The organism is Rhodoferax sp. GT1R46, from assembly GCF_056521285.1.
In genome coordinates, this window is sequence record NZ_JBWMBC010000006.1 from 238,366 (window position 1) to 262,726 (window position 24,361).

General features: G+C 58.0%; 21 protein-coding genes. 18 read left to right on the forward strand and 3 right to left on the reverse strand.

Annotated elements, in window-relative coordinates; all coding sequences use genetic code 11:
• The first annotated feature begins 69 nt into the window (after positions 1-69).
• The 9 genes from AC097W_RS14780 (at position 70) to AC097W_RS14820 (ending at position 7,953) form a co-directional block, all read left to right on the forward strand.
• Entirely contained in the window at positions 70-2,439 is a 2,370-nt protein-coding gene (locus AC097W_RS14780) for a heavy metal translocating P-type ATPase (protein WP_479603370.1), read from the forward strand.
• The gene (gene ccoS, locus AC097W_RS14785) at positions 2,439-2,576 is read left to right on the forward strand and encodes a cbb3-type cytochrome oxidase assembly protein CcoS (protein ID WP_326530498.1); all 138 of its coding nucleotides are present in this window, start codon (positions 2,439-2,441) and stop codon (positions 2,574-2,576) included. Before AC097W_RS14780 ends, ccoS begins: the two co-directional genes overlap by 1 nt.
• A 98-nt stretch (positions 2,577-2,674) precedes the next feature.
• Positions 2,675-4,111, forward strand: a complete 1,437-nt coding sequence (gene ccoN, locus AC097W_RS14790; RefSeq protein WP_479603371.1) for a cytochrome-c oxidase, cbb3-type subunit I — start codon at positions 2,675-2,677, stop codon at positions 4,109-4,111.
• A 13-nt stretch (positions 4,112-4,124) separates the two neighbouring features.
• Positions 4,125-4,751 carry a cytochrome-c oxidase, cbb3-type subunit II gene (gene ccoO / locus AC097W_RS14795; RefSeq protein WP_479603372.1) on the forward strand — a complete coding sequence of 209 codons (627 nt, stop codon included), beginning with the start codon at positions 4,125-4,127 and terminating at the stop codon, positions 4,749-4,751.
• 17 nt (positions 4,752-4,768) lie between these two features.
• Positions 4,769-4,906: a cbb3-type cytochrome oxidase subunit 3 gene (locus AC097W_RS14800; RefSeq protein ID WP_479603373.1), complete on the forward strand. Its 138-nt coding sequence runs from the start codon at positions 4,769-4,771 to the stop codon at positions 4,904-4,906.
• 21 nt (positions 4,907-4,927) lie between these two features.
• Positions 4,928-5,839 (forward strand): cytochrome-c oxidase, cbb3-type subunit III, encoded by a 912-nt coding sequence (ccoP, locus tag AC097W_RS14805; protein WP_479603374.1) that lies wholly within the window; start codon positions 4,928-4,930, stop codon positions 5,837-5,839.
• A gap of 67 nt (positions 5,840-5,906) precedes the next feature.
• A complete protein-coding gene (gene ccoG / locus AC097W_RS14810; protein WP_479603375.1) occupies positions 5,907-7,331 on the forward strand; it encodes a cytochrome c oxidase accessory protein CcoG in 1,425 nt (474 codons plus the stop codon).
• 10 nt (positions 7,332-7,341) lie between these two features.
• Positions 7,342-7,611 (forward strand): FixH family protein, encoded by a 270-nt coding sequence (locus AC097W_RS14815; RefSeq protein ID WP_479603376.1) that lies wholly within the window; start codon positions 7,342-7,344, stop codon positions 7,609-7,611.
• Positions 7,612-7,662: 51 nt separating this feature from the next.
• On the forward strand, positions 7,663-7,953 hold the full coding sequence (locus AC097W_RS14820; protein ID WP_479603377.1) for a hypothetical protein: 291 nt from the start codon (positions 7,663-7,665) through the stop codon (positions 7,951-7,953).
• 21 nt (positions 7,954-7,974) lie between these two features.
• On the opposite strand, the gene fnr is transcribed toward AC097W_RS14820, so the two are convergent.
• Positions 7,975-8,694, reverse strand: a complete 720-nt coding sequence (fnr, locus tag AC097W_RS14825; protein WP_479603428.1) for a fumarate/nitrate reduction transcriptional regulator Fnr — start codon at positions 8,692-8,694, stop codon at positions 7,975-7,977.
• 197 nt (positions 8,695-8,891) lie between these two features.
• On the opposite strand from fnr, the gene hemN reads away from it, so the two are divergent.
• From hemN to dusA, 4 genes are all read left to right on the forward strand, one after another.
• Positions 8,892-10,286, forward strand: a complete 1,395-nt coding sequence (hemN, locus tag AC097W_RS14830; RefSeq protein WP_479603378.1) for an oxygen-independent coproporphyrinogen III oxidase — start codon at positions 8,892-8,894, stop codon at positions 10,284-10,286.
• Positions 10,287-10,295: 9 nt separating this feature from the next.
• Entirely contained in the window at positions 10,296-10,994 is a 699-nt protein-coding gene (locus tag AC097W_RS14835; RefSeq protein ID WP_479603379.1) for a sulfite exporter TauE/SafE family protein, read from the forward strand.
• 39 nt (positions 10,995-11,033) lie between these two features.
• Positions 11,034-12,140, forward strand: coding sequence for a GGDEF domain-containing protein (locus AC097W_RS14840; protein WP_479603380.1), 1,107 nt, complete (start codon positions 11,034-11,036; stop codon positions 12,138-12,140).
• Positions 12,141-12,219: 79 nt separating this feature from the next.
• Positions 12,220-13,176, forward strand: a complete 957-nt coding sequence (dusA, locus tag AC097W_RS14845) for a tRNA dihydrouridine(20/20a) synthase DusA (protein ID WP_479603429.1) — start codon at positions 12,220-12,222, stop codon at positions 13,174-13,176.
• Here the strand turns inward: dusA and AC097W_RS14850 are convergent.
• Together AC097W_RS14850 and AC097W_RS14855 are read right to left on the reverse strand one after the other, a co-directional pair.
• The gene (locus AC097W_RS14850; protein WP_479603381.1) at positions 13,148-15,709 is read right to left on the reverse strand and encodes a sensor domain-containing protein; all 2,562 of its coding nucleotides are present in this window, start codon (positions 15,707-15,709) and stop codon (positions 13,148-13,150) included. The two genes, dusA and AC097W_RS14850, sit on opposite strands and share 29 nt — an antisense overlap.
• Before the next feature lie 95 nt (positions 15,710-15,804).
• Positions 15,805-16,476, reverse strand: coding sequence for a GntR family transcriptional regulator (locus AC097W_RS14855; protein WP_479603382.1), 672 nt, complete (start codon positions 16,474-16,476; stop codon positions 15,805-15,807).
• A 170-nt stretch (positions 16,477-16,646) separates the two neighbouring features.
• Between AC097W_RS14855 and scpA the strand changes: the two genes are divergently transcribed.
• The 5 genes from scpA (at position 16,647) to AC097W_RS14880 (ending at position 24,301) form a co-directional block, all read left to right on the forward strand.
• Positions 16,647-18,818, forward strand: coding sequence for a methylmalonyl-CoA mutase (gene scpA / locus AC097W_RS14860; protein ID WP_479603383.1), 2,172 nt, complete (start codon positions 16,647-16,649; stop codon positions 18,816-18,818).
• A 5-nt stretch (positions 18,819-18,823) separates the two neighbouring features.
• The gene (gene meaB / locus AC097W_RS14865) at positions 18,824-19,849 is read left to right on the forward strand and encodes a methylmalonyl Co-A mutase-associated GTPase MeaB (protein ID WP_479603384.1); all 1,026 of its coding nucleotides are present in this window, start codon (positions 18,824-18,826) and stop codon (positions 19,847-19,849) included.
• A gap of 46 nt (positions 19,850-19,895) precedes the next feature.
• Positions 19,896-21,428 (forward strand): acyl-CoA carboxylase subunit beta, encoded by a 1,533-nt coding sequence (locus AC097W_RS14870; RefSeq protein WP_479603385.1) that lies wholly within the window; start codon positions 19,896-19,898, stop codon positions 21,426-21,428.
• Positions 21,429-21,761: 333 nt separating this feature from the next.
• Entirely contained in the window at positions 21,762-23,810 is a 2,049-nt protein-coding gene (locus AC097W_RS14875; protein WP_479603386.1) for an acetyl-CoA carboxylase biotin carboxylase subunit, read from the forward strand.
• Positions 23,811-23,821: 11 nt separating this feature from the next.
• On the forward strand, positions 23,822-24,301 hold the full coding sequence (locus AC097W_RS14880) for a VOC family protein (RefSeq protein ID WP_479603387.1): 480 nt from the start codon (positions 23,822-23,824) through the stop codon (positions 24,299-24,301).
• Positions 24,302-24,361 lie beyond the last annotated feature (60 nt).

Sequence of the window (24,361 nt, forward strand, 5' to 3'; positions counted from 1 at the left end):
TCCAGGCCAGCGGTCGTGTCTTGATCTGTATCAAGTACTTTGTGTGTTTTGCACGGCACACTTGCAACCATGTCCACAGTGGGTCTTTCATTGCCTGACGAATCTGTCTTTCCGCCTTCTGGTTTGTCGGGTGGAGCGGTGCGCCCGCATAGCAACGAGATTCTGGAGTTGCTGGACGACCCCCAGGAATGGAGCGCTTTTAGTCGACCCTCTTCGATGGGTGGAGACTGCTGGGAGTCAAGCGTAGTCATAGAAGGCATGCATTGTGCGGCCTGCTCATTGACAGTGGAAGAAGCGCTGAGTCGGGTTCCAGGCGTGATGAGCGCGCAGGTTGGAGCGGCCAGCCACCGGGCAAAGGTGGTGTGGTCTGCCGGGCGTGTCAGCCCCTCTGCCTGGATGAAGGCGGTGCAGAACAGTGGATACCGCGCCGTGCCAGCCAATGACGTGTTCGCCAGTGAGCGACGCAAGCTGGAGACTCGGCAGGCTTTGTGGCGCTGGCTGGTAGCGGGCCTGTGCATGATGCAGGTCATGATGTATGCCTATCCGGCATATATTGCCCACCCCGGCGACCTGACGGGTGAAATGGAGCAGCTGCTGCGCTGGGCATCCTGGGTGCTGACTCTGCCGGTCATCCTGTTTTCATGCGGACCTTTTTTTCGCAATGCATTGCGAGACATTCTGCAGTGGCGCATCAGCATGGATTTGCCGGTTGCCTTGGGCATGCTCATCACGTTTGTCGTGAGTACGGTGGGTACATTTGAACCCCAGGGCGCGTTTGGGCATGAGGTGTACTTTGACTCGCTGACCATGTTCGTCTTCTTCCTGCTGACTGGTCGCTGGCTGGAGTTGCGCTTGCGGGACCAGACGGCCGGTTCGCTGGAAGCATTGATGAACCGCTTGCCAGACAGTGTGGAGCGTTTGCGCCCAGACGGAGAGTATGAACGTGTGGCCGTTCGACGCGTGGTGGTCGGTGATCTGGTGCGGGTACACCCCGGTGAGGCCTTTGTCGCGGACGGCGTCGTGGAGCGGGGTGAAACACTGGTGGACGAGGCACTGCTTACCGGCGAGTCACGACCGCTGGCGCGGGGCTTGGGTGCACAGGTCCTTTCTGGAAGTCACAACCTTAGCAGCACGGTGCAGGTGCGTGTGCTGCGAATCGGTGACGAGACGCGCTTTGCCCAGATCGTGGCGTTGATGGAAAGTGCGTCAGCGACAAAACCCCAGGGGGCTCTCCTGGCGGATCGCCTGGCTAAGCCATTTTTGTTTGCAGTGCTGATTGCGGCCGCCGGGGCCTGTGCTTGGTGGTGGAATCGTGATCCGGGACACGCCTTGATGGTGGCGGTGGCGGTACTCGTGGTGACCTGTCCGTGCGCGTTGTCGCTGGCCACCCCGGCGGCGATGCTGGCGTCCGCTGGCGCACTTGCCCGTGGTGGAGTGCTGGTGCGCAGATTGCAGGCGCTTGAAGCATTGTCTGCAGTGGATACGCTCGTGTTCGACAAGACGGGCACCTTGACGCGGGATTCGATGGTTTTGGGGGCGGTGGAGTTGCGCCCCGGAGTAGCGCTTGGCCAAGCGCTCGCTATGGCCGCTGCGCTGGCTCAGCACTCCCTTCACCCGGTGTCACGGGCTTTGAGTGCCGCAGCCCGTGGGCGAACTGACAAACTGGATGAAGTCGAACGGCGCGAGGCGTGGTCGTGTGAAGCCGCCACGGAAACGGCGGGCCAGGGTATTGCAGGATGGGTGTCTCAACCAGAGGGCGGCGACGGTGCGGCACAAGTTGCATTGCGGCTTGGGTCTGCCATTTTTTGTGGCATTGAGTCTCATACTGAACCCGGTTTACGCGTATTCTTGGCGGATGCAGATGGCTGGCTGGCTACGTTTGCATTGAAAGAAGACTTGCGGCCGGAAGCGTCAGCGGTGGTTGCCGCGCTGGCAACCGACGGAGTCACGGTGCACCTGCTGTCGGGCGATAGCGCAGAGTCAGTGGCGCGCGTTGCGGCTCAGACGGGTATTGGGCGGGCGCAAGGCGGGTGTTCGCCTGACGACAAGCTCGCATTTTTGCGAAAGCTCCAGCGGCAAGGTCATACGGTAGCCATGGTGGGTGACGGATTGAATGATGGCCCGGTGCTGGCCGGTGCGAATGTGTCGTTTGCATTTGGCCAAGCCGTTCCCTTGGCGCAGGCGCAGGCGGACTTTGTGGTGCTGGGCGACAAGCTTACAAGTGTGGTGCTGTCGCTACGACTTGCCCGAAGAACGATTACGGTTGTGAGGCAGAACCTCTGGTGGGCGCTGCTTTACAACGCTGCTTGTGTTCCGCTTGCTGTTTTGGGCCTGTTGCCAGCTTGGTTGGCAGGTTTGGGCATGGCTACCAGCTCTTTGGTAGTGGTACTGAATGCTTTGCGCCTGACACGTGGCGTTTCCGAAAAAGGGGTGCACTGATGGATATTTTGTATTTACTGATCCCGCTCTCGGTGGTTTTGGTGTTTTTCATCCTGGGTGGCCTGTGGTGGGCCATACATAGGGGTCAATTTGAAGATATCGAGGCCGAGGGGGAACGTATTTTGAAAGATTCTTAAGAAATGTTAAGAACTTTCGCGCGCGTTTGACTTTGATCAAACTCAAGCGCTCCGTGGAGTTAGACACTCACCACTAGATAAATAGAGAAGAGGTAAAAATGGCATTTGCAAATCAAAATGCGACTGTATACAACGATACCGTTGTGCGTCAGTTCGCCATCATGACGGTGGTTTGGGGTGTGGTTGGCATGTTGGTGGGTGTAATCATCGCCTCCCAGCTTGCCTGGCCCGAACTGAACTTTGGGATTCCTTGGCTCAGCTACGGACGATTGCGGCCGTTGCACACCAATGCGGTGATTTTTGCGTTTGGGGGTTGCGGCTTGTTTGCCGCGGCCTATTACGTAGTGCAACGAACGTGTCAGGTTCGCCTATTTGGTGACAAGTTGGCCTCCTTTACCTTTTGGGGGTGGCAGCTGGTCATTCTGGCGGCTGCCATTTCCTTGCCCCTGGGTTACACCCAGGGTAAGGAATACGCCGAGCTGGAGTGGCCCATCGATATTCTGATCACCCTGGTTTGGGTGTCGTTTGCGATTGTTTTCTTCGGTACCGTCGGTACGCGCAAGGTCAAGCACATCTATGTGGCCAACTGGTTCTTTGGTGCGTTTATTCTCGCGGTTGCCATTCTGCATCTGGTTAACAGCGCGGCCATTCCTGCCGGCTTCATGAAGTCCTACTCCGCATACGCTGGGGTTCAGGATGCCATGGTGCAGTGGTGGTACGGTCACAATGCCGTGGGCTTCTTCCTGACTGCTGGCTTCCTGGGAATGATGTACTACTTCATCCCCAAGCAGGCCGGTCGTCCGGTGTACAGCTACCGCTTGTCCATCGTTCACTTCTGGGCCCTGATCTTCACCTACATGTGGGCGGGTCCTCACCACCTGCACTACACGGCTTTGCCAGACTGGACCCAGTCTGTCGGCATGGTGTTCTCCCTGATTCTTCTGGCTCCAAGTTGGGGCGGCATGATCAACGGCATCATGACCTTGTCGGGTGCCTGGCACAAACTTCGCGATGACCCGATCCTGCGCTTCCTGATCGTGTCCCTGTCTTTCTACGGCATGTCGACCTTCGAAGGTCCGATGATGTCTATCAAGACCGTTAACGCGTTGAGCCACTACACCGACTGGACCGTGGGCCACGTGCACTCCGGCGCCTTAGGCTGGGTGGGTCTGGTGACTATGGGTTCCATGTATTACCTGATTCCCAAACTCTTCGGTCAAAAGCAGATGTACAGCGTCAAGGCCATCGAAATCCACTTCTGGACGGCCACGATCGGTATCGTGATCTATATCGCTGCCATGTGGATAGCCGGTGTGATGCAGGGTCTGATGTGGCGTGCAATTAACCCTGATGGCACTCTGACATACACCTTTGTTGAGTCTGTCAAGGCGACTTACCCGTTCTATGTATTGCGGTTGCTGGGCGGTCTGCTGTATCTGACCGGTATGCTGATCATGCTGTGGAATACGCTGAAAACTGTTACCGCCGGACGTGCAGTGAACGTCAACGTTCCCGCTGTTGCTGCGCACGCTTGAGAAGGATCACCCCATGGCAAATAACAACCACAATTCGTCCTTTTCCCACGAGAAGATCGAGACCAATAACTTTTTGATGATCGTCCTGATCCTGCTGGTGCTGCTGGTAGGTGGCTTGGTGGAAATCGTTCCGCTGTTCTTCCAGAAGTCCACGACGGAACCTATCAAAGGCATTCAGCCATATACCGCTCTGCAATTGGCCGGTCGTGACATCTACGTGCGCGAAGGTTGCTACAACTGCCACTCACAAATGATCCGTCCTTTCCGGGCTGAGACTTTGCGCTATGGCCATTACTCAGTTGCGGGTGAGTCGGTATATGACCACCCGTTTCAATGGGGCAGCAAGCGAACGGGCCCTGATCTGGCACGCGTAGGCGGCAAGTACAGTGATGATTGGCACCGTACCCACCTCACCAATCCGCGGGATGTAGTGCCTGAGTCCAATATGCCGGCTTATTCTTGGCTTGAAAAGACTCCGGTGGATGCCGAGTCAATGCCCGCTCACATGAAGGCCTTGCGAGTGGTCGGCGTGCCTTACACAGACGAGCAGATTGCCAAGTCGGTTGAAGAAACCAAAGGCAAGACAGAACTCGACGCCACGATTGCCTACCTGCAGGTTTTGGGCTTGGCGCTCAAGTAAACGCAGAGGATCAGCACATGGATATCAACATTCTCCGGTCGATCGCCACCGTGGTGAGCTTTGCGACCTTCATCGGAATTGTGTGGTGGGCTTGGTCCCGCAGGCGTTCTGCAGACTTCTCGGAAGCTGCCAACCTGCCGTTCGAGCAGGACTGATCCACCGAAAAAGGAAATGAAATGAGTGACTTTACAAGCAACTTCTGGTCGATCTACGTCGCAGGCATTACCGCAGTGAGCATTTTGGCCTGTGCGCTCCTTTTGTGGTTCAGCGGCAAGGCCCGTGCCATGACCGCCCATGACAACACGACAGGGCATGTTTGGGACGGCGACTTGCGTGAAATGAACAATCCTTTACCCCGCTGGTGGGTGTGGCTGTTCGTCATCACCATCGTGTTTGCCGTGGCCTATTTGGCCATGTACCCGGGTTTTGGCAGTTCTGCTGGCAAGCTGGGCTGGTCATCGCATGGTCAATATGAGGCCGAGATGGCAAAAGGTGAACGTGAAGTGGCGCCGCTGTATGCCAAATTCGCTGCTATGACTCCGGAAGACGTGTCTCGCGATCCACAGGCGCAGGCGATCGGTGAGCGCCTGTTCATGAACAACTGCTCTCAGTGCCACGGTTCTGATGCCCGGGGTGGAAAAGGCTTTCCAAACCTGACGGATGGCGACTGGCTGCATGGCGGTTCGCCCGAAAAAATCAAGGAAACACTCACCCTGGGTCGCATCGGCAACATGCCTCCCATGGCTGCTGCAGTGGGTACGTCGGATGACGTGAAGAACGTCGCCAACTACGTATTGAGTCTGTCGGGCAGTCCACACGATTCAGTGCGCGCACAGCTGGGCAAATCAAAGTTCGTGGTCTGCGCTGCGTGCCATGGCATGGATGGCAAAGGTAACCAGGCATTGGGCGCCCCTAACCTGACCGATAACATCTGGCTGCATGGCTATGGCGAAAACGCGATTGTCACCATGGTGAACAACGGAAAAGTCAATCAAATGCCTGCACAAGCGGACAAGTTGAATGCCAGCCAGATCAGTGTTTTGGCATCCTATGTTTGGGGTCTGTCAAATAACGCCCCTGCAAAATAAACGCGGGCTGTAGAAAGTACATTTTGTGGATCCGTCAGTAACACCGTCTCACAAGGTCATCCCCATTATGGAGTCCCCTGACAAGGGGCCCATTGAACCACCGGAGGGAGCCGATGCGGAGATGGTGTCGCTTTACGAGGCCCACAAGAAGATCTATCCGCGCAGTGTTTCGGGTCTGTTCTCTAACTGGCGATGGGGCATGGTCTTTTTGACCCAGTTGGTCTTCTATGGCGTACCGTGGCTGGAGTGGGGTCATCGACAAGCTGTGCTGTTTGATCTGGGCTCACGGCGCTTCTATGTTTTCAATCTGGTTCTGTATCCACAGGACTTCATATATCTCACTGGCATTTTGGTCATTTCGGCTTTGTCGCTGTTTCTGTTTACGGCGGTCGCCGGGCGTTTGTGGTGCGGTTACGCCTGTCCGCAGACGGTTTACACTGAAATTTTTCTCTGGATAGAGAAGAAGCTGGAAGGCGACCGATCTGCGCGCATGCGCCGCGATGCGGGCCCGTGGAATTTCGACAAAGTTCTGCGCAAATCTGGCAAGCACCTCTTGTGGCTCGCAGTGGCGTTGTGGACGGGCTTCACGTTCGTCGGCTATTTCACCCCGATCAAGGAGTTGGGTCTGGAGTTCGTTCAGCTCAACATGGGTTCGTGGGAAATCTTCTGGACCTTCTTCTACGGTTTTGCCACTTATGGCAATGCGGGCTTCATGCGCGAGCAGGTGTGCAAGCACATGTGCCCGTACGCGCGGTTCCAGAGCGCCATGTTCGACAAAGACACGCTTATCGTCACCTACGACGAAGAACGCGGTGAGCCTCGCGGTGCACGGTCCAGAAAGGCAGATCTGTCTACTTTGAAACTCGGTGCCTGTGTGGACTGCAGTCTGTGCGTTCAGGTTTGTCCGACCGGCATTGATATTCGCAAAGGGCTTCAATACGAATGTATTGGGTGCGGTGCCTGCGCCGACGTTTGCGACACGGTCATGGACAAGATGGGTTACGCACGGGGCTTGGTGAAGTACTCGACCCAAAACGCAGTGAGCCAACACTGGACGGGGTCCCAGACCCTGCGCCATGTGCTGCGCCCACGGGTGCTGGTCTACACGGCGATTCTTGGATCGGTGGTGATCGCAATGGCTTTGAGCCTGGCTACGCGGACCCCATTCAAGGTCGATGTAGTTCGTGATCGGGGTGTGTTGGCACGCGTCGTGGACGGCGGTCGCATTGAGAATGTCTACCGCCTTCAGGTAATGAATGCGACCGAGTCTACGCAGCGCTTCCGAATTGCGGTCGAAGGTCTGCCCGGTTTGGCAGTCGTCTCTGACGATGAAGTCGTCGTAGAGTCCACTCAGGCGCGGTGGGTGGCCGTTCGGATTGATGCGCCGTATGAGGTGGCCCCTCCAGGTTCTCACGTTATTCACTTCGAAATTTCTGCACAAGGCTCACAGGGCCATGTGTCGGAAAAATCTGTTTTCATTGTTCCCCGTTAAGGAGTTTCCCATGACCCCATCCAACCTGAATCCCGCGCGTCCATGGTGGAAGTTCGGTCACGTCTGGCTTGTCATCTCCGGCCCCGCAATCGTGGTCGTCGCGTCATTTGTGACGTTCTATCTGGCATTGGTCGGTAAAGATCCGGTGTTGGACGAAGACTATTACCGAAAGGGAATAGAAATCAACAAGACTCTGGGTGACAACCCGTCCAGTCTGGCACCCGCCACACAGGCGCGCAATCATGCGGCTACCGGTGTTCCTGCCCCCAAAACGCCGTGATTTCATCAGGTGCTCCACATTGAAATGCCCAGTCCTCAGGAGGAGAAGAACATGCTGCAGCAACGACTGATGTGGATTATCTGGCCTGCGTTTCTGGTGGCCGGCGCGCTGGAAATACTGGTTTTTGCGATGATTGACCCGCAGGATCTGCACTGGTTTGGTCAGCCGCTGGACTGGTCTCGCCAAGGGGTATACACCGTCGCATTTTTTGTGTTTTGGGGTCTCACCATGGCTTCAAGCGCCTTGACCACACTGTTGTCCATGTCGCCCTTTGAGGTCAATCGCTGCCCTCTGCCAGAGACGGACCGTCCGGACGGCTGCCCCAAACAGGGTTCTTGCTGATTACAGGTGCAACAGCCAGAGTCAGTTGCAAACCTTGGGGTTCACGATGTCTTTGAGTGCATCGGTATTGAGTATCCGGACGTGGCGCTGCTTCACTTCCACTATGCCTTCTTCCACAAATTTTGAGAAAGTTCGGCTGACGGTTTCCAGCTTCAGTCCAAGATAGCTTCCAATTTCCTCGCGCGTCATCCGCAGTACCAACTCGGATTGCGAAAACCCCCGCGCATGCAGCCGTTGCACCAGATTCAGCAAGAAAGCCGCCAGGCGCTCTTCCGCGCGCATGCTCCCCAGCAGCAGCATCACTCCATTTTCGCGGACGATTTCGCGGCTCATGATCTTGTGGACATGGCGTTGCAGGGCGTTGACCTCTCTCGACAGCTCCTCAATGCGGTCAAAGGGCATGACGCATACCTCGGCATCTTCCAGGGCCACCGCATCGCAGGTGTGATAGTCGTTAACAATGCCATCCAGCCCGATCACTTCGCCAGCCATCTGAAAACCCGTAACTTGGTCCCGGCCATCCTCAGAAGCCACGCAGGTTTTGAAAAATCCGGTGCGAATGGCGTAAAGACTGGTAAACCTTTCGCCATTGCGAAAAAGTATGTCTCCACGTTTGACTTTGCGTCGACTAGCCACGACGTCGTCAATGCGATCAAGCTCAGCCGGACTGAGCCCCAGCGGCATGCACAGTTCGCGCAAATTGCAGCTGGAGCAGGCCACCTTGATGGATTGAGGGCTCATCGCGACCATCTTGGAATCGGCATGCGCGGCAAGGGGCACCCGGGTTTCGGCGACTGAGTTGGGCTTGGATGTTTGATCAGGCATGGATTTCACCTAGTGTAAGTGACAGGCCAGTTTACCCAGTTTCGAAGTTCTTGATGCAAATCAAGTGATGGAAAGTCAAATGGCGGCACAGTAGCCCTTGTCTTGGAGCGTTCATGAAACCAGTTGCTGAAACCATAAATGATGATTTGTTGCGTCGATACGACGTGGCGGGCCCGCGCTACACCTCGTACCCAACCGCAGACCGTTTTGTCGAAGCATTTACGGCGGATGACTACGCGCAGGCCCTGACAATGCGGCGCGGTGGCGCTGCTGCCATGAACTTGCCGCTTTCGCTCTATGTACACATCCCGTTTTGCGAGTCGCTGTGTTATTACTGTGCCTGCAACAAAATCATTACCAAGCACCATGACCGTGCAGCGCCGTACCTGCGCTACCTTAGCCGTGAGGTTGATTTGCACACGGCCCAAATCGGTTTGGGCCAAACAGTCAGTCAGGTCCATCTTGGTGGGGGTAGTCCTACATTTTTGAGTGACGACGAATTGCGTGAGTTGATGACCATGTTGCGTCGCAATTTCACGTTTGCACCTGGGGGCGAATACTCCATTGAGGTGGACCCCCGAACCATCGACGCCTCCAGGCTCGACACCCTGGCCGAGCTTGGGTTCAACCGGCTGAGCTTTGGGGTGCAAGACTTTGATCCGGCGGTGCAAAAAGCAGTGCATCGAGTGCAACCTGCCGAGCAGGTGTTTGCTCTGGTGGCGGCCGCACGCGAGCGCGGGTTTGAGTCGATCAATGTGGATCTGATCTACGGACTTCCCCAACAAAGTCCGGAGTCCTTTGATCGCACACTGGCGCAGGTCAACGAGTTGCGCCCCGACCGGATTGCCCTTTATGCCTACGCCCATTTGCCAGAACGGTTCAAGCCGCAAAGGCGCATTGCTACTGTGTCATTGCCCAGTGGGGCAGCCAAAGTGTCCATGCTGTCCCGTTCGCTGGCTGCGTTCATGGGTGCGGGTTATGTGTACGTCGGCATGGATCACTTTGCCTTGCCGGAAGACGCGTTGGCTGTGGCCAAGCGCCAGGGACGCCTGCACCGCAATTTCCAGGGGTACAGCACCCAGCCAGATTGCGACCTGATTGGCCTGGGCGTGTCATCCATTGGTCGGATCGGCGCGACATATAGCCAGAACGCCAAGTCGATGGAGGAGTATTGCGATCTCCTCGACCAAGGACGATTCCCCGTGGTGCGCGGTCTGGCACTGTCGCGCGATGACTTGGTTCGCCGTGCCGTCATCATGGCGCTGATGTGCCAGGGCGAATTGCAGTTCGAGTCGATCAATCTGGCCTATTTGGTAGATTTTCAAAGCTATTTCGCCAAAGAGCTGGAAGCGCTTGCGGATCTTTCCGATCAAGGCATGGTCACTGTTGATTCCGCCGGTATTCAGGTCACCGCTCAGGGCTGGTTTTTTGTGCGTGCGGTGGCTATGGTGTTTGACCGTTATTTGCAGACAGACCGCACACGGGCGCGTTTTTCCAAGATCATTTAGCATCGGCAGATGCAATCTTCTTTGGCGCTCACTGCTCTGTTGATGGGGCTAGTGGGTGGACCCCACTGCGTAGCCATGTGCGGCGCCGCCTGCGCGGGTATTGGACAGGCAGCCGGCTCGCGTAAAAATGCTGCTCTGTGGACGTTTCAATTGGGGCGAGTGGTAGGGTATTCCGTGCTGGGTGCCGTGGCCGCAGCTTCTCTGCAGGGCTTGGGCTGGCTGACTGTCCAGTCGGCAGCGTTGCGGCCGGTGTGGTCCCTTTTCCATGTGGCGGCCTTTGTGCTGGGGCTGATGCTGTTGCTGCAGGCGCGCCAGCCAATGTGGCTGGAGAGCGCCGCGCGCAAGGTGTGGGGTTACACCAGGTCGTTTGCCGCTCGCTGGGGAGGTGGTGCCCCACTGGTATTGGGCGCTTTGTGGGCCTTTTTGCCCTGCGGCCTGTTGTATTCGGCACTTCTGGTAGCCGCCATGGCCGGTAGCTCTCTGGGCGGTGCCATGGTGATGGCACTCTTTGCGTTGGGTACCAGTGTCACCATGATGGCAGGCCCCTGGTTGTGGCTGCGACTGCGCGGCGCATCGGGCGGCACCCTTCGTGGGGGTAGCGGCCAATGGGGCATTCGGCTGGCAGGGGCTGCGCTCGCCGCAAGTTCGGGTTGGGCCCTATGGATGGCATTGGCACACAATGGCGCACCCTGGTGCGTTACGCCATAATTCTCTCGCTCTCAAAACGAATCGCACTCGCTGACACCCATGGACGACACTTTCAACTCCCTTGAGTCTCTGCGATTGCAGGCGCTCAAAAGCTACGTTGTGCTCGACACCCCGGCCGAACAGGCCTATGACGATATTGTTAGCCTTGCAGCGCTCATCTGTGGCGTGCCCATGGCGCTGATTTCCCTGGTGGACGAGGATCGTCAGTGGTTCAAGGCTAAAGTGGGTGTCGATGTAATGGAAACGCCGCGGGGCCAAGCTTTCTGCGCGCATGCGATTCTTGAACCTGAGCAAATCATGGAGGTTCACGATGCATCGCTGGACCGCCGCTTTGCCACCAACCCGTTGGTAACGGGTGACCCGAATATCCGGTTCTACGCTGGCGCGCCGCTGCTCACGCCATCCGGCTCAGCCTTGGGAACGGTGTGCGTGTTGGACCGGGTTCCTCGCACCCTGACGCCCGCCATGGCCGAAGCCCTGAAAGCATTGTCCCGGCAAGTCAGTGAGTTGTTGGCCTTGCGGCGGGCCAATGCTGAATTGCGTCTGTTGGCCCAGGCACAAACAGCGCGCCAAAAGCAGCTGGAGAGTTATCAGAAACGTCTGGAGGAATTGAACCAGCAACTGTCCCGGCAAACCCAGACTGACTCACTCACGGATCTTTTGAACCGCCGCGCATTTGACCGCGTTCTGGAAGAGGAGCATGCACGTTTTCAGCGCGCGCATCTTCCAATGGCGCTGGTCATGGTCGATGTGGATCATTTCAAAGCGTTTAACGACGATTTTGGTCATGTTGCAGGTGATGGTATTTTGCACACACTCGCACAAACCTTGCGGGCGGAGGCTCGCAACTACGACCATGTGGCCCGATATGGCGGAGAGGAGTTTGCAGTCATCCTCCCGAATACCGATTGTGCGGAAGCCATGGTGGTTGCTGAGCGGATTCGTCGTGCCATTGAAACGACGGAGTGCCCGCATCGCAACCTGACGGCCAGTTTGGGCGTTGCATTCGCAACCAAGTCGGACTCCCCTGCAAGCCTGGTTGAGCGGGCCGACAAGGCCTTATACCAGGCAAAACGCCAAGGGCGCAATGGTGTCGTAGCCCTGGATGACGGGCCGGGCGGGGATAATCCCCACCATGTCTCTTGACCCCATTTCTTCTGGTATCGACCGGGCTGTAATTCCTTTGCACACTTCTGCGGACCGGTGGCGGCTCAGCGTCGCCCCGATGATGGACTGGACTGACCGCCATTGCCGCTATTTTCACCGCCTGCTTACGCGCCACGCTTTGCTGTACACCGAAATGGTGACCACTGGCGCATTGATCCACGGTGACGTGGCGCGGCATCTTGCCTTCAATGCGCAAGAGCATCCTGTTGCCTTGCAGCTGGGTGGAAGTGAACCGGGCGATCTTGCGCACTGCGCAAAACTCGGCGAGCAATGGGGCTACGATGAAATCAATCTGAACTGCGGTTGCCCCAGCGAACGGGTGCAGCGCGGCGCATTTGGTGCGTGTTTGATGAACGAGCCGCAACTGGTGGCCGATTGCGTCAAGGCCATGGTCGATGTGGTGAGCGTGCCGGTCACTGTCAAGCACCGCATTGGCATCGACAAAAGCGAGAGTTACGACTTTGTTCGTGATTTTGTGGGGTCGGTCAGCGAGGCGGGCTGCTCCGTTTTTATCGTCCATGCCCGTAACGCCTGGCTCAAAGGGCTGTCACCGAAAGAAAACCGCGAAGTGCCGCCGCTGCGATACGAGGTGGCGCACCGGCTTAAAGCCGATTTTCCCCAACTGCGCATCGTGGTCAATGGCGGCATCACCACCGATGCACAGATCGCCGAGCAATTGAATCACCTGGATGGCGTGATGGTGGGCCGTGAGGCATATCACAACCCCTGGTGCATGACTACTTGGGACTCCACTTTCTACGGGCAAACGCCGTCAGACCTCACCCGTGATGCGGTAGAGCAGCACATGGTGGACTACATGGAACGCGAGGCTGCTGCGCACGGCACCCCCTGGAGCAATGTTGCACGGCACATGCTGGGCCTGCGCCATGGCCAGCCCGGTGCGCGGCGCTGGCGGCAAGTGTGGAGTGATCACCACCTCAAGGGGATGGGCTCCCATGAGGTCCTGCAGCGCGCGAACGCAGCAGTCAGTTCCGGGAGTCCAGTCGCACCGTGATTGCCCGACCGTCCGGCAATTGGGACAGGTACCGCTCAAATTCATCGGCTGGCATGGGTCGCGCAAAGAGGTAGCCCTGCGATTCATCACAACCGAAAGTCTGAAGCTTTTCCAGCGCGGCAATCGTTTCGACACCCTCGGCTACGGTTTTGAGATTGAGGCTGCGCGCCATCTGGATGATGGCCCGCACGATGGCTGCATCGTTGGGATCGCTTGCCAGGTCGCGAATGAAGGATTGGTCTATCTTGAGCTTGTCTATGTCAAATCGCTTGAGGTAGGACAGGCTGGAATAACCCGTTCCAAAATCGTCAATCGAAAGCGTGATTCCCAGCCGTTTTAAACCCTGGACGGTGGCCAGCACACTTTCGACATTCTGGATAAGAATGGATTCAGTCAATTCCAGTTCCAGCAGGGCGGGTTCGAGCCCCGTCTCTTCCAGCGCATGTACCACGGCCGCCCCCACATCGCCGCGCTTGAACTGCACGGCAGAAAGGTTGACGGCCATCGACAGCTCCGGCAGTCCTGCGAGTTTCCAGGCCATGGCCTGGCGGCAAGCTTCATGTATTACCCAATCGCCAATCGCCACAATCAGGCCACTTTCTTCGGCTACCGGGATGAAGCGTCCTGGTGGAATCATGCCCCGGTCCGGATGGTTCCAGCGAATCAGCGCTTCTGCACCGATGACTCTGCCGCTGACGAGTTCGATTTTGGGCTGGTAATGCAACACAAACTCCTGGCGTTCAAGCGCGCGGCGCAACCCGTTTTGCATGGCCAGACGCTCCACCGCCTCGGTGTTCATGGACTCATCAAAGAACCGGTAGGTGTTGCGTCCGGCATCTTTCGCCCGATACATGGCTATGTCGGCTTTCTTCAAGAGGTTTTCGAAGTCACATCCATCGTCCGGAAATAGGGTGATACCGACAGAGACGGACGTCGAGAGTTCTTGTTCATCGGCATGAAACGGTTCTTGCAACCGGTCCATCAGCTTGGTCAAAATGGGCGGTATCGACTCGACGTCTGACAGATCGCTGAGTACGATCAAAAATTCATCACCACCCTGGCGGCTGATGGTGTCGGTTTCACGTACGCATTGGGCCAATCGGGCGGCCACTTCTGTGAGCATGGCATCGCCGGCGGCATGGCCTAGCGAGTCGTTGATGTTTTTGAAGTTGTCCAGATCCAGGAACAGCAATGCGACCTTGGTCTTCGCGCGATCGGCGTGGGCCACGGCCTGCTGAAACCGGTCGCGCATCAGCAATCGGTTGGGTAGTCCTGTCAACGGATCGTGGTAAGCCAGTTGTCGAATCTTTTGCTCGGCAGCCTTGCGCTGCGTGATGTCCGCAGCGATGGTGAGGTACCCGTACAAACGGTCGGATGAGTCCTTCAGGGGTGCAAGCGTCACGCTTACGTCGACGGCGGTTCCATCGCGCCGTTGCCGCACCAGTTCGAGCTGCACGATCGTTTCCCCGTTGAGTACCCTGCATCGCAAATCTACTGTTTCATCCCATTTGCCTTCAGGATTGATTGGCACGGGGTGGCCCACTATTTCACGTGCACTCCAGCCAAACAACCGTTCAGCGGCAGGGTTCCAGCTGGTGACCACGTGGTTGATGTCTCTGGCATACGTTGCAATCGGCGAGCTCTCGAACATGGTCTTGAACTGCTGATGGGCTTTTGCCAACTCGGTGGTGCGCTCCTGTACCCTGAATTCAAGCTCCCTGTGCGCGTTGATTAGCGCCTCCTGAGTGGCTTTGCGCTCGCTGATATCTTCGGTAATCCAGATGGTGCTGCGGCTCCCGTCGGCTGTTTGCAGGGCTTTGGCCAGATTGCGGCACCAGATCAGTGAGCCATCCTCGCGGGCGTTGAGCCATTCAACGTCAATCAGTTCACCAGCGGCCAGCTTGTGGCCGACCGTCTCACCGAAGCGGGCGTAATCCTCGCTGTTCGGGAAGAACACCTGCGCCTTGTGTCCTGCCAGCGTACCGGGTGACCAGCCCAGGATGCCTTCAGCGCTCGGGTTGCAATGCACAACCAGCCCATTGCGGGTAAACATGATGCCGACCGAGGCATTTTCGAGAATGGCCTTTTGCCTGAGCATCAGTTCATCGAGTTCGATCCGGGCGCGTTTGCGCTCACCAATGTCCTCCGCGATCCAGATCGTTCCTTCGGCGGTGTTCTGGGGGTTGATGGCCTTGGCCCGCATTTGGCAAACCACCGTGCTGCCGTCTTTGCGGCGCAGGGCAATTTCACGGTCAAACAGGCCACCACTGGTCAGGATGGGGGACGCCAACTGACCTATTTCTACATAGTCTTCATCGGAGAGATAGAAAATCGAGCCGGGCTGGCCAACCAGTTCTCCGTGTGGCCATCCGAAGATCTCTGAAAACTTGGGATTGCAGTGCAACACCTGTCTGTCGCGTGTGAACGAAATTCCAACCGAGGCATTTTCAAGAATGGCTTGGTATTCAAGCAGTGTTTGCTGCTGGGAAATCGCAGGCGCGTGGTCAGCCAGCGGATTGGTCGGGTCTGTCATGGAGCATTGGTATGGTCGGTCTCCCTGCCATCCTCAAACGACCGCTGGCATATCCGGTCAGGGTGGATGTTTTTCACTGAATTGTAGGGACTGTTTCAAGCGGCGGCTGCCAGGCCGTTGGCAAAATGCGCCTGCATCCGCAGCACCGTAGCTTTGGCATCCCGCGCGGTTAGCGCTTCCATGATGGCGCGGTGCTCTTGCAGTGACTCGTCAATGCGTCCTGACTTGAACAGCGAGTTGTGCCGATTCAGCTTCATAACCTTGCGCAGATCGGCCACCATCTGGTCGCGCCAGCGGTTGTCGGCGATCTCCAGCAAGCGCATGTGAAAACGCTCGTTGATTGCAAAGAAGCGTTCACGGTCATGCTGACCGGGCAGTGCGGCGGCTTCCAGTTCACGGTGCAGTGTTTGCAATTCTTGTAACTGCGCGTTGGTTGCCTGGGTGGCCACCACGCCGGCGGCATCGCTCTCCAACAGGCTGAGCAGGTGGTACACGTCGGAGAGGTCGCGGGTGGAAACCTCGGTCACATAGGCTCCGCGGCGCACCTTCATGGTGATCAAGCCCTCGGCCGCCAACACCTTGAGTGCTTCGCGCAGGGGTGTGCGGCTGATGCCGTAGGCCTCGGCAATCTTGAGCTCATCAATCCAGCTGCCGGGCTCCAGTTCCTGGCTGAATATGCGTTGACGCAGCCGCTCCGCTACCTCAACATACAGTGCGCGGGGCGCAAGCGAGCGGTCATTGGGGGAATCGGTTGGAAGCGCTGCCATAGGCACCTTGTAAGCTGAATAGAATATTTTGAATCAATAATTATGAATAATGTAAACTAAAAGATTGCGCTGGCTCAAGCACTGTGGGCTCGTTCGCCATTCATTTAACGGCCCTTAATTGCCTGCAGCCGCCTTCCAACGGCGTCTGCATACGGAAGATTGGATTTGTCATGACCGAAAAGAACCCTGAATTCAAAGCCGCCAACCTGGACGCCTGGGCCAAGGCTGCAGCCAAGTCGGCTCCCGGCGGCAATGTCGAGGCGCTGAACTGGATCACTCCGGACGGCATCTCCGTCAAGCCGCTCTACACCGCTGAAGACACTGCCAACCTGCAATACACCAACACCTTGCCCGGCTTTGAGCCCTACCTGCGCGGCCCACAGGCCACCATGTACGCCGTGCGCCCCTGGACCATTCGCCAATACGCGGGTTTTTCGACCGCCGAAGAGTCCAACGCTTTCTACCGCAAGGCGCTGGCCGCAGGCGGGCAGGGCGTGTCGGTGGCGTTTGACTTGGCCACACACCGTGGCTACGACAGTGACCATCCGCGTGTGACGGGCGACGTGGGCAAGGCCGGTGTAGCGATTGATTCGGTGGAGGACATGAAGATTCTGTTTGACCAGATTCCGCTGGACAAAGTCAGCGTCTCCATGACCATGAACGGCGCTGTGCTGCCCGTGCTGGCCGGTTACGTGGTGGCCGCCGAAGAGCAGGGCGTGTCGCAAGACAAGCTGTCAGGAACCATTCAGAACGACATTCTGAAAGAGTTCATGGTGCGCAACACCTACATCTACCCGCCCGCGCCCAGCATGCGCATCATTGGCGACATCATTGGCTACACCGCCAAAAACATGCCTAAGTTCAACTCGATCAGCATCTCGGGTTACCACATGCAAGAGGCAGGCGCCAACCAGGCGCTGGAGCTGGCCTTCACGCTGGCCGACGGCAAAGAGTATGTGAAAACCGCCATTGCCACCGGGCTGGACGTGGATGAGTTCGCCGGGCGCCTGTCCTTCTTCTGGGCCATTGGCATGAACTTCTACCTGGAAGTGGCCAAGATGCGCGCGGCCCGCCTGCTGTGGTGCCGCATCATGAAAGGCTTTGACGCCAAGAGCCCCAAATCGCTCATGCTGCGCACCCACTGCCAGACTTCGGGCTGGTCGCTCACTGAGCAAGACCCCTACAACAACGTGGTGCGCACCACCATCGAAGCCATGGCAGCCGTGTTTGGCGGCACCCAAAGCCTGCACACCAACGCGCTGGACGAGGCCATTGCTTTGCCCACCGAGTTTTCCAGCCGCATTGCGCGCAACACCCAGCTCATCATCCAGGAAGAAACCCACATCACCAATGTGGTGGACCCTTGGGCCGGCAGCTACATGATGGAAAAGCTGACGCAAGACATGGCCGATGCCGCGTGGAAGATCATCGAAGAAGTGGAAGCCATGGGCGGCATGACCAAGGCCGTGGACAGCGGCTGGGCCAAGCTCAAAATCGAAGCCGCTGCCGCCGAAAAGCAGGCCCGCATCGACAGTGGGCAGGACGTGATTGTGGGCGTCAACAAGTACAAACTCAAGACCGAAGACGCCATTGAGTCCCGTGACATCGACAACGTGGCGGTGCGTGATGGCCAGATCGCCCGCCTCAACGCTATCAAGGCAAAACGCGACACAGCCCTCGTGGATGCTGCGCTGACTGCTATCACTTTTGCAGCAGAAAGCGGCACGGGCAACTTGCTGGACCTGTCCATTCAGGCCATGCGCCTGCGGGCTACCGTGGGTGAAGTGAGTGACGCGCTGGAAAAGGTCTATGGCCGCCACCGTGCCGATACCCAGAAGGTGTCGGGCGTGTACGCTGCGGCCTACGACTCGGCCGAAGGCGACACCCTGGAATACTGGAACCAGCTGAAGAAAGACATTGCCGACTTTGCCGAAGCGCAAGGCCGTCGCCCTCGCGTCATGATCAGCAAGCTGGGCCAGGACGGCCATGACCGTGGTGCCAAAGTGGTAGCCACCGCTTTTGCCGACCTGGGCTTTGACGTGGACATGGGCCCGCTGTTCCAGACCCCCGAAGAATGTGCCCGCCAGGCGATTGAAAACGACGTGCATGCCGTGGGCGTGAGCACCCTGGCTGCCGGCCACAAAACGCTGGTGCCCGCCATCATCGCCGAGCTGAAAAAGCAGGGCGCCGACGACATCATCGTGTTTGTGGGTGGCGTGATTCCGCGCCAGGACTACGACATGCTGTATGCCGCGGGCGTCAGGGGCATCTATGGCCCTGGCACGCCGATTCCGGTGTCTGCCAAGGATGTGCTGGCGCAAATCAACAAAGCCATCGCCTGAATCTTGTGAACCCCATTTCCGTTGCCGCGATTACGCAAGACGCTGGCCCCCAGCAGCGCCGCGCCATCGCCAAAGCCATCACGCAGTTGGAATCCACCCGCGCGGACCACCGTGCGCTGGCCGATGAACTCTTGACGGCCTTGCTGCCGCACACGGGCAAGTCCTTCCGGCTGGGCATCAGCGGTGTGCCGGGCGTTGGCAAGTCCACCTTTATCGAGGCGCTGGGCCTGTATTTGATTGGCAAAGGCCACCGCGTGGCGGTGCTCACCATTGACCCGTCCAGCACGGTATCGGGCGGCTCCATCTTGGGCGACAAGACCCGCATGGAGCTGCTCTCGGTGCGCGAGGAAGCCTATATCCGCCCCAGCCCCAGCAGCGGCACCCTGGGCGGTGTGGCCGAGAAAACCCGTGAAGCCATGCTGGTCTGTGAGGCGGCGGGGTACGACATCGTGATTGTGGAAACCGTGGGCGTGGGCCAAAGCGAGACGGCGGTGCAGGGCATGACCGACATGTTTGTGCTGATGCAGCTGCCCAATGCGGGCGACGACCTGCAATCCATCAAAAAGGGCGTGATGGAGCTGGCCGACCTGGTGCTCATCAACAAGGCCGATATTGACCCCGACGCCGCCACGCGGGCGCAGGCCCAAATTGCGTCATCCCTGCGCCTGCTGGGCATGCACGGCAGCCCGGGCCACGATCCGCATTCGGCCACGGTGTGGCATCCGCAGGCGATTCGGCTCAGCGCTTTGAAAAGTGAAGGCATTGATGACTTCTGGAGCGCCGTCACCCAATTCCAGACCCTGCAGACCGCCAACGGCCAATCGGCCAGCCGCCGCCAGAACCAGTCCCTGGCCTGGATGTGGGAGCGCATTGACGCCGGTTTGAAGCACGCCTTCAAGCAAAACCCCGCAGTGCGTGCGCGCTTGCCCGAGTTGACCAGCGCCGTGGCGTCCGGCCAGATGGCAGCCTCTACTGCAGCACGAAATCTGCTTGCAGCCCTCGCTAGTACTGCGTTACCAGCTATCAATTAAGTAGCAACTAAATTTAACCCCATCACTGACCTGAAAGAAGAAAACCATGCACGACATTCTTGAACAGTTGGAAGCCAAGCGCGAACTCGCGCGCCAGGGCGGCGGCGAAAAGCGCATCGCAGCCCAGCACAAAAAGGGCAAACTCACCGCCCGCGAGCGTCTGGAGCTGCTGCTCGACGAAGGAACGTTTGAAGAGTGGGACATGTTCGTCGAGCACCGCTGTGTGGACTTCGGCATGCAGGACAACAAGATTCCCGGCGACGGCGTGGTCACCGGCTACGGCATGATCAACGGCCGCCTGGTGTTTGTGTTCAGCCAGGATTTCACCGTGTTCGGTGGCGCGCTGTCAGAAGCCCATGCCGAAAAAATTTGCAAGGTGATGGACCAGGCCATGAAGGTCGGCGCACCGGTCATCGGCTTGAACGACTCGGGCGGCGCCCGCATTCAGGAAGGTGTGGCCAGCTTGGGCGGCTATGCCGACGTGTTCCAGCGCAACGTGATGGCCAGCGGCGTCATTCCGCAAATCAGCATGATCATGGGGCCATCGGCCGGCGGCGCGGTATACAGCCCGGCCATGACCGACTTCATCTTCATGGTGAAAGACAGTTCCTACATGTTCGTCACCGGCCCTGAAGTGGTGAAGACCGTGACGCACGAAGACGTGACGGCCGAAGAACTGGGCGGCGCCATCACTCACACCACCAAGAGCGGTGTAGCTGACTTGGCGTTTGAGAACGATGTGGAAGCTCTGCTGATGCTGCGCCGTCTCTACAACTACCTGCCGCTTAGCAACCGCGAAAAAGCGCCTGTGCGCAAGAGCGGCGACCCTAGCGACCGTATTGACAAAAGCCTTGACACCCTGGTGCCCGACAACGCCAATAAGGCCTATGACATGAAGGAGTTGATTGTCAAGACGGTGGACGATGGCGACTTCTTTGAACTGCAGCCCGAATACGCCAAGAACATCCTCATCGGCTTTGCCCGAATGGACGGCCAGAGCGTGGGTATCGTGGCCAACCAGCCGCTGGTGCTGGCGGGTTGCCTGGACATCAAGAGCTCCATCAAGGCGGCGCGTTTTGTGCGCTTTTGCGATGCGTTCAATATCCCGGTCATCACGTTTGTGGATGTACCCGGTTTCATGCCCGGCACCTCGCAAGAGTACGGCGGCATCATCAAGCACGGCGCCAAACTGCTGTATGCGTATGCCGAGTGCACCGTGCCAAAAATCACCGTCATTACCCGCAAAGCTTACGGCGGCGCGTATGACGTGATGGCCTCCAAGCACTTGCGCGGTGACGTGAACTTTGCCTGGCCTAACGCCGAGATTGCGGTGATGGGTGCCAAGGGCGCGGTTGAAATCATCTTCCGCGAAGACAAGGGCGACCCTGCGAAGCTGGCTGCCAAAGAGGCTGAATACAAAGCCCGTTTTGCCAATCCGTTTGTGGCCGGCGCTCGTGGCTTTATTGACGACGTGATTTTGCCCAGCGAGACCCGCAAGCGCATCTGCCGCTCACTGGTGATGCTCAAAGACAAGAAGCTGGAAAACCCGTGGCGCAAGCACGGAAACATTCCACTCTGAGTTTTCGCATGTCCATGAACTGTTCTCGCGCTGGCTCGGGCTACCCGGACGTTTTGCTCCGTGTCCCCCGCGCTGCGCGCTCCTCCTTGACCTGCGCAAAACGCCCGGGCAGCCCGATCCTGGATGTCGTGTATGTCGTCGGCCAGCAGGAGCCTCCCTTCGCAGCGGCGGGCATGGTGTGTCTGCCGCAGCGAAATCAAGGGGGAGCCCGCGCAGCGGGCGGAGGACATTCGCGGAGGTGGATACGCCGTGTCCGCTGCGAGCCCAGCCATACAGCCACACGAACAAAAAACATGCCATTACTGGCACACCAACACCGTTAGGAGACTGCAAATGTTCACCAAAATTCTGATCGCCAACCGTGGCGAAATCGCCTGCCGCGTCATCGCCACCGCCCGCAAGATGGGCATCAAAACCGTGGCCGTATATTCCGATGCTGACAAGGACGCACGCCATGTGATGATGGCGGACGAGGCCGTGCACATTGGCCCCGCTGCGAGCCGCGAGAGCTATCTGGTGGCCGACAAGATCATTGCCGCCTGCAAGCAGACGGGTGCGCAAGCGGTGCATCCCGGCTATGGATTTTTGAGCGAAAACGCTGGCTTTGCCAAGCGCGTGGAAGAAGAGGGCATCATTTTCATCGGCCCCAAGCACCACTCTATTGGCGCCATGGGCGACAAGATTGAGTCCAAGAAGCTGGCCGGTGCCGCAGGTGTGAACTGCATTCCCGGCGTGAACGACGCGATCGAGACGCCTGAAAAGGCCGTCGAAATTGCCCAGAGCATTGGCTACCCCGTGATGATCAAGGCCAGCGCCGGCGGCGGCGGTAAGGGCCTTCGCGTGGCTTTCAATGACAAAGAAGCGTTTGAAGGCTTCACCAGCTGCCGCAACGAAGCGCGCAACAGCTTTGGCGATGACCGCGTGTTTATCGAGAAGTTTGTCGAAGAGCCCCGCCACATCGAAATCCAGCTGATCGGCGACAGCTTTGGCAACGTGATTTACCTGAACGAGCGCGAGTGCTCGATCCAGCGCCGCCACCAGAAGGTGATTGAAGAGGCGCCAAGCCCCTTTATCAGCGAGGCCACCCGCAAAGCCATGGGCGAGCAGGCGGTGCAGCTGGCCAAGGCGGTGAACTACCAGAGCGCGGGTACGGTCGAGTTTGTGGTCGGCAAAGACCAGAGCTTTTACTTCCTGGAGATGAACACCCGCCTGCAGGTGGAGCATCCTGTGACCGAGTGCATTACCGGGCTCGACTTGGTGGAACTGATGATCCGCGTGGCGGCGGGCGAAAAGTTGCCGCTCACGCAAGCCGAAGTCAAACGCAATGGCTGGGCCATGGAATGCCGCATCAACGCCGAAGACCCGTTCCGCAACTTTTTGCCGTCGACTGGTCGCTTGGTGCGCTTTGCGCCACCCGAGCAGACCATGTTCCAGGCCAATACGCAGGACTGGTTGGGTGTTCGCGTGGACACCGGCGTGCAAGACGGCGGCGAAATCCCCATGTTCTACGACTCGATGATCGCCAAGCTCATCGTGCACGGCACTGACCGTATGGATGCCATTGTCAAAATGCGCGAAGCCCTTAACGGCTTTGTGATTCGCGGCATCAGCAGCAACATCCCATTTCAATCTGCCTTGTTGGCACACCCCAAGTTTGTGGCGGGTGATTTCAACACCGGCTTTATTGCCGAGAACTACGGCAAGGGCTTTGCCGCGGAAGATGTGCCGCACGAAGATCCGTCGTTCCTGTTGGCACTGGCTGCATTTGTGCGCCGCAAGTCCAGGGAGCGCGCTGCCGGTATTTCGGGCCAACTGCCTGGGTATGCCGTCAACGCGGGCAAGGACTACGTCGTGATCACACTGGGCGCGACCGGTGAGAACAGCTACACCCCGGTGCATGTGGATGAGTTTGTAGGCGATACGGGCTCTGCCCGGGTGAGAATAGGCGCGTCCAGCTATGAAATTCGTAGCAACTCGCGCTTGAACGACATCGCCATCCATGGCACGGTGAATGGCCAGCCGTTCAACGCCCAGGTGGAACGGGGTACGCCCCGCAACCCGTTGGCTTTGCGGTTGCAGCACAACGGGACCCGCATAGATGCCTTGGTAGTGTCTCCCCGCATGGCCGAGTTGCACGCCCTGATGCCGCACAAAGCGGCGCCAGACATGAGCCGCTATGTACTGTCCCCCATGCCGGGCCTGCTGGTGGATGTGGCTGTAGTCGTCGGCCAAAAGGTTCAGGCTGGTGAGCGCGTGGCGGTCATTGAAGCCATGAAGATGGAAAACGTGCTGTTTGCGCAAGCCGATGGCGTGGTGGGCAAGGTGCTGGCAGCCAAAGGCGAGAGCCTGACCGTGGACCAGCCGATTGTTGAATTTGTCTGAGGATCGACGTCATGACACAACGACCTTTTACGGTGCTGGGCATCCAGCAAATCGCCATTGGCGCTCCGGATAAAAGCAAACTGCAAAGACTCTGGGTCGACATGCTGGGTCTGGAGGTGACCGGCACCTTCAAGAGCGAGCGCGAAAATGTGGACGAAGACATCTGTGCCATCGGCAGCGGCCCGTTCAAAGTAGAGGTTGATCTCATGCAGCCCATTGACCCGGACAAAAAACCGGCCGTGCACACGACTCCGCTGAATCACGTGGGACTGTGGATCGATGACTTGCCTACTGCAGTCGAATGGCTTGCGGCGCAGGGCGTACGTTTTGCGCCTGGCGGTATTCGCAAGGGTGCGGCCGGGTTTGATATCTGTTTCCTGCATCCCAAATCGAATGACGAGTTTCCGATCGCAGGGGAAGGCGTTTTGATCGAGCTGGTGCAGGCGCCGCCTGAGGTCGTGCGCGCTTTCTCCGCGCAAGTGTGTACCTGATGGTCTATTTTTGCACGGTGTAGTTCATCAGATTTGTCGGCCATTGCGATGATTTTCAAT

Excerpts from the sequence above, each read along its gene's own strand:
- scpA (WP_479603383.1), top strand. The coding sequence starts at position 16,647 with ATGACCGAAAAGAACCCTGAATTCAAAGCCGCCAACCTGGACGCCTGG.
- ccoN (WP_479603371.1), top strand. The coding sequence starts at position 2,675 with ATGGCATTTGCAAATCAAAATGCGACTGTATACAACGATACCGTTGTG.
- AC097W_RS14850 (WP_479603381.1), bottom strand. The coding sequence starts at position 15,709 with ATGACAGACCCGACCAATCCGCTGGCTGACCACGCGCCTGCGATTTCC.
- AC097W_RS14780 (WP_479603370.1), top strand. The coding sequence starts at position 70 with ATGTCCACAGTGGGTCTTTCATTGCCTGACGAATCTGTCTTTCCGCCT.
- ccoG (WP_479603375.1), top strand. The coding sequence starts at position 5,907 with ATGGAGTCCCCTGACAAGGGGCCCATTGAACCACCGGAGGGAGCCGAT.
- dusA (WP_479603429.1), top strand. The coding sequence starts at position 12,220 with ATGATGGACTGGACTGACCGCCATTGCCGCTATTTTCACCGCCTGCTT.
- ccoS (WP_326530498.1), top strand. The coding sequence starts at position 2,439 with ATGGATATTTTGTATTTACTGATCCCGCTCTCGGTGGTTTTGGTGTTT.
- hemN (WP_479603378.1), top strand. The coding sequence starts at position 8,892 with ATGAAACCAGTTGCTGAAACCATAAATGATGATTTGTTGCGTCGATAC.
- AC097W_RS14800 (WP_479603373.1), top strand. The coding sequence starts at position 4,769 with ATGGATATCAACATTCTCCGGTCGATCGCCACCGTGGTGAGCTTTGCG.
- AC097W_RS14815 (WP_479603376.1), top strand. The coding sequence starts at position 7,342 with ATGACCCCATCCAACCTGAATCCCGCGCGTCCATGGTGGAAGTTCGGT.
- AC097W_RS14855 (WP_479603382.1), bottom strand. The coding sequence starts at position 16,476 with ATGGCAGCGCTTCCAACCGATTCCCCCAATGACCGCTCGCTTGCGCCC.
- AC097W_RS14880 (WP_479603387.1), top strand. The coding sequence starts at position 23,822 with ATGACACAACGACCTTTTACGGTGCTGGGCATCCAGCAAATCGCCATT.
- AC097W_RS14875 (WP_479603386.1), top strand. The coding sequence starts at position 21,762 with ATGTTCACCAAAATTCTGATCGCCAACCGTGGCGAAATCGCCTGCCGC.
- AC097W_RS14835 (WP_479603379.1), top strand. The coding sequence starts at position 10,296 with ATGCAATCTTCTTTGGCGCTCACTGCTCTGTTGATGGGGCTAGTGGGT.
- fnr (WP_479603428.1), bottom strand. The coding sequence starts at position 8,694 with ATGAGCCCTCAATCCATCAAGGTGGCCTGCTCCAGCTGCAATTTGCGC.
- AC097W_RS14840 (WP_479603380.1), top strand. The coding sequence starts at position 11,034 with ATGGACGACACTTTCAACTCCCTTGAGTCTCTGCGATTGCAGGCGCTC.
- AC097W_RS14820 (WP_479603377.1), top strand. The coding sequence starts at position 7,663 with ATGCTGCAGCAACGACTGATGTGGATTATCTGGCCTGCGTTTCTGGTG.
- ccoP (WP_479603374.1), top strand. The coding sequence starts at position 4,928 with ATGAGTGACTTTACAAGCAACTTCTGGTCGATCTACGTCGCAGGCATT.
- AC097W_RS14870 (WP_479603385.1), top strand. The coding sequence starts at position 19,896 with ATGCACGACATTCTTGAACAGTTGGAAGCCAAGCGCGAACTCGCGCGC.
- ccoO (WP_479603372.1), top strand. The coding sequence starts at position 4,125 with ATGGCAAATAACAACCACAATTCGTCCTTTTCCCACGAGAAGATCGAG.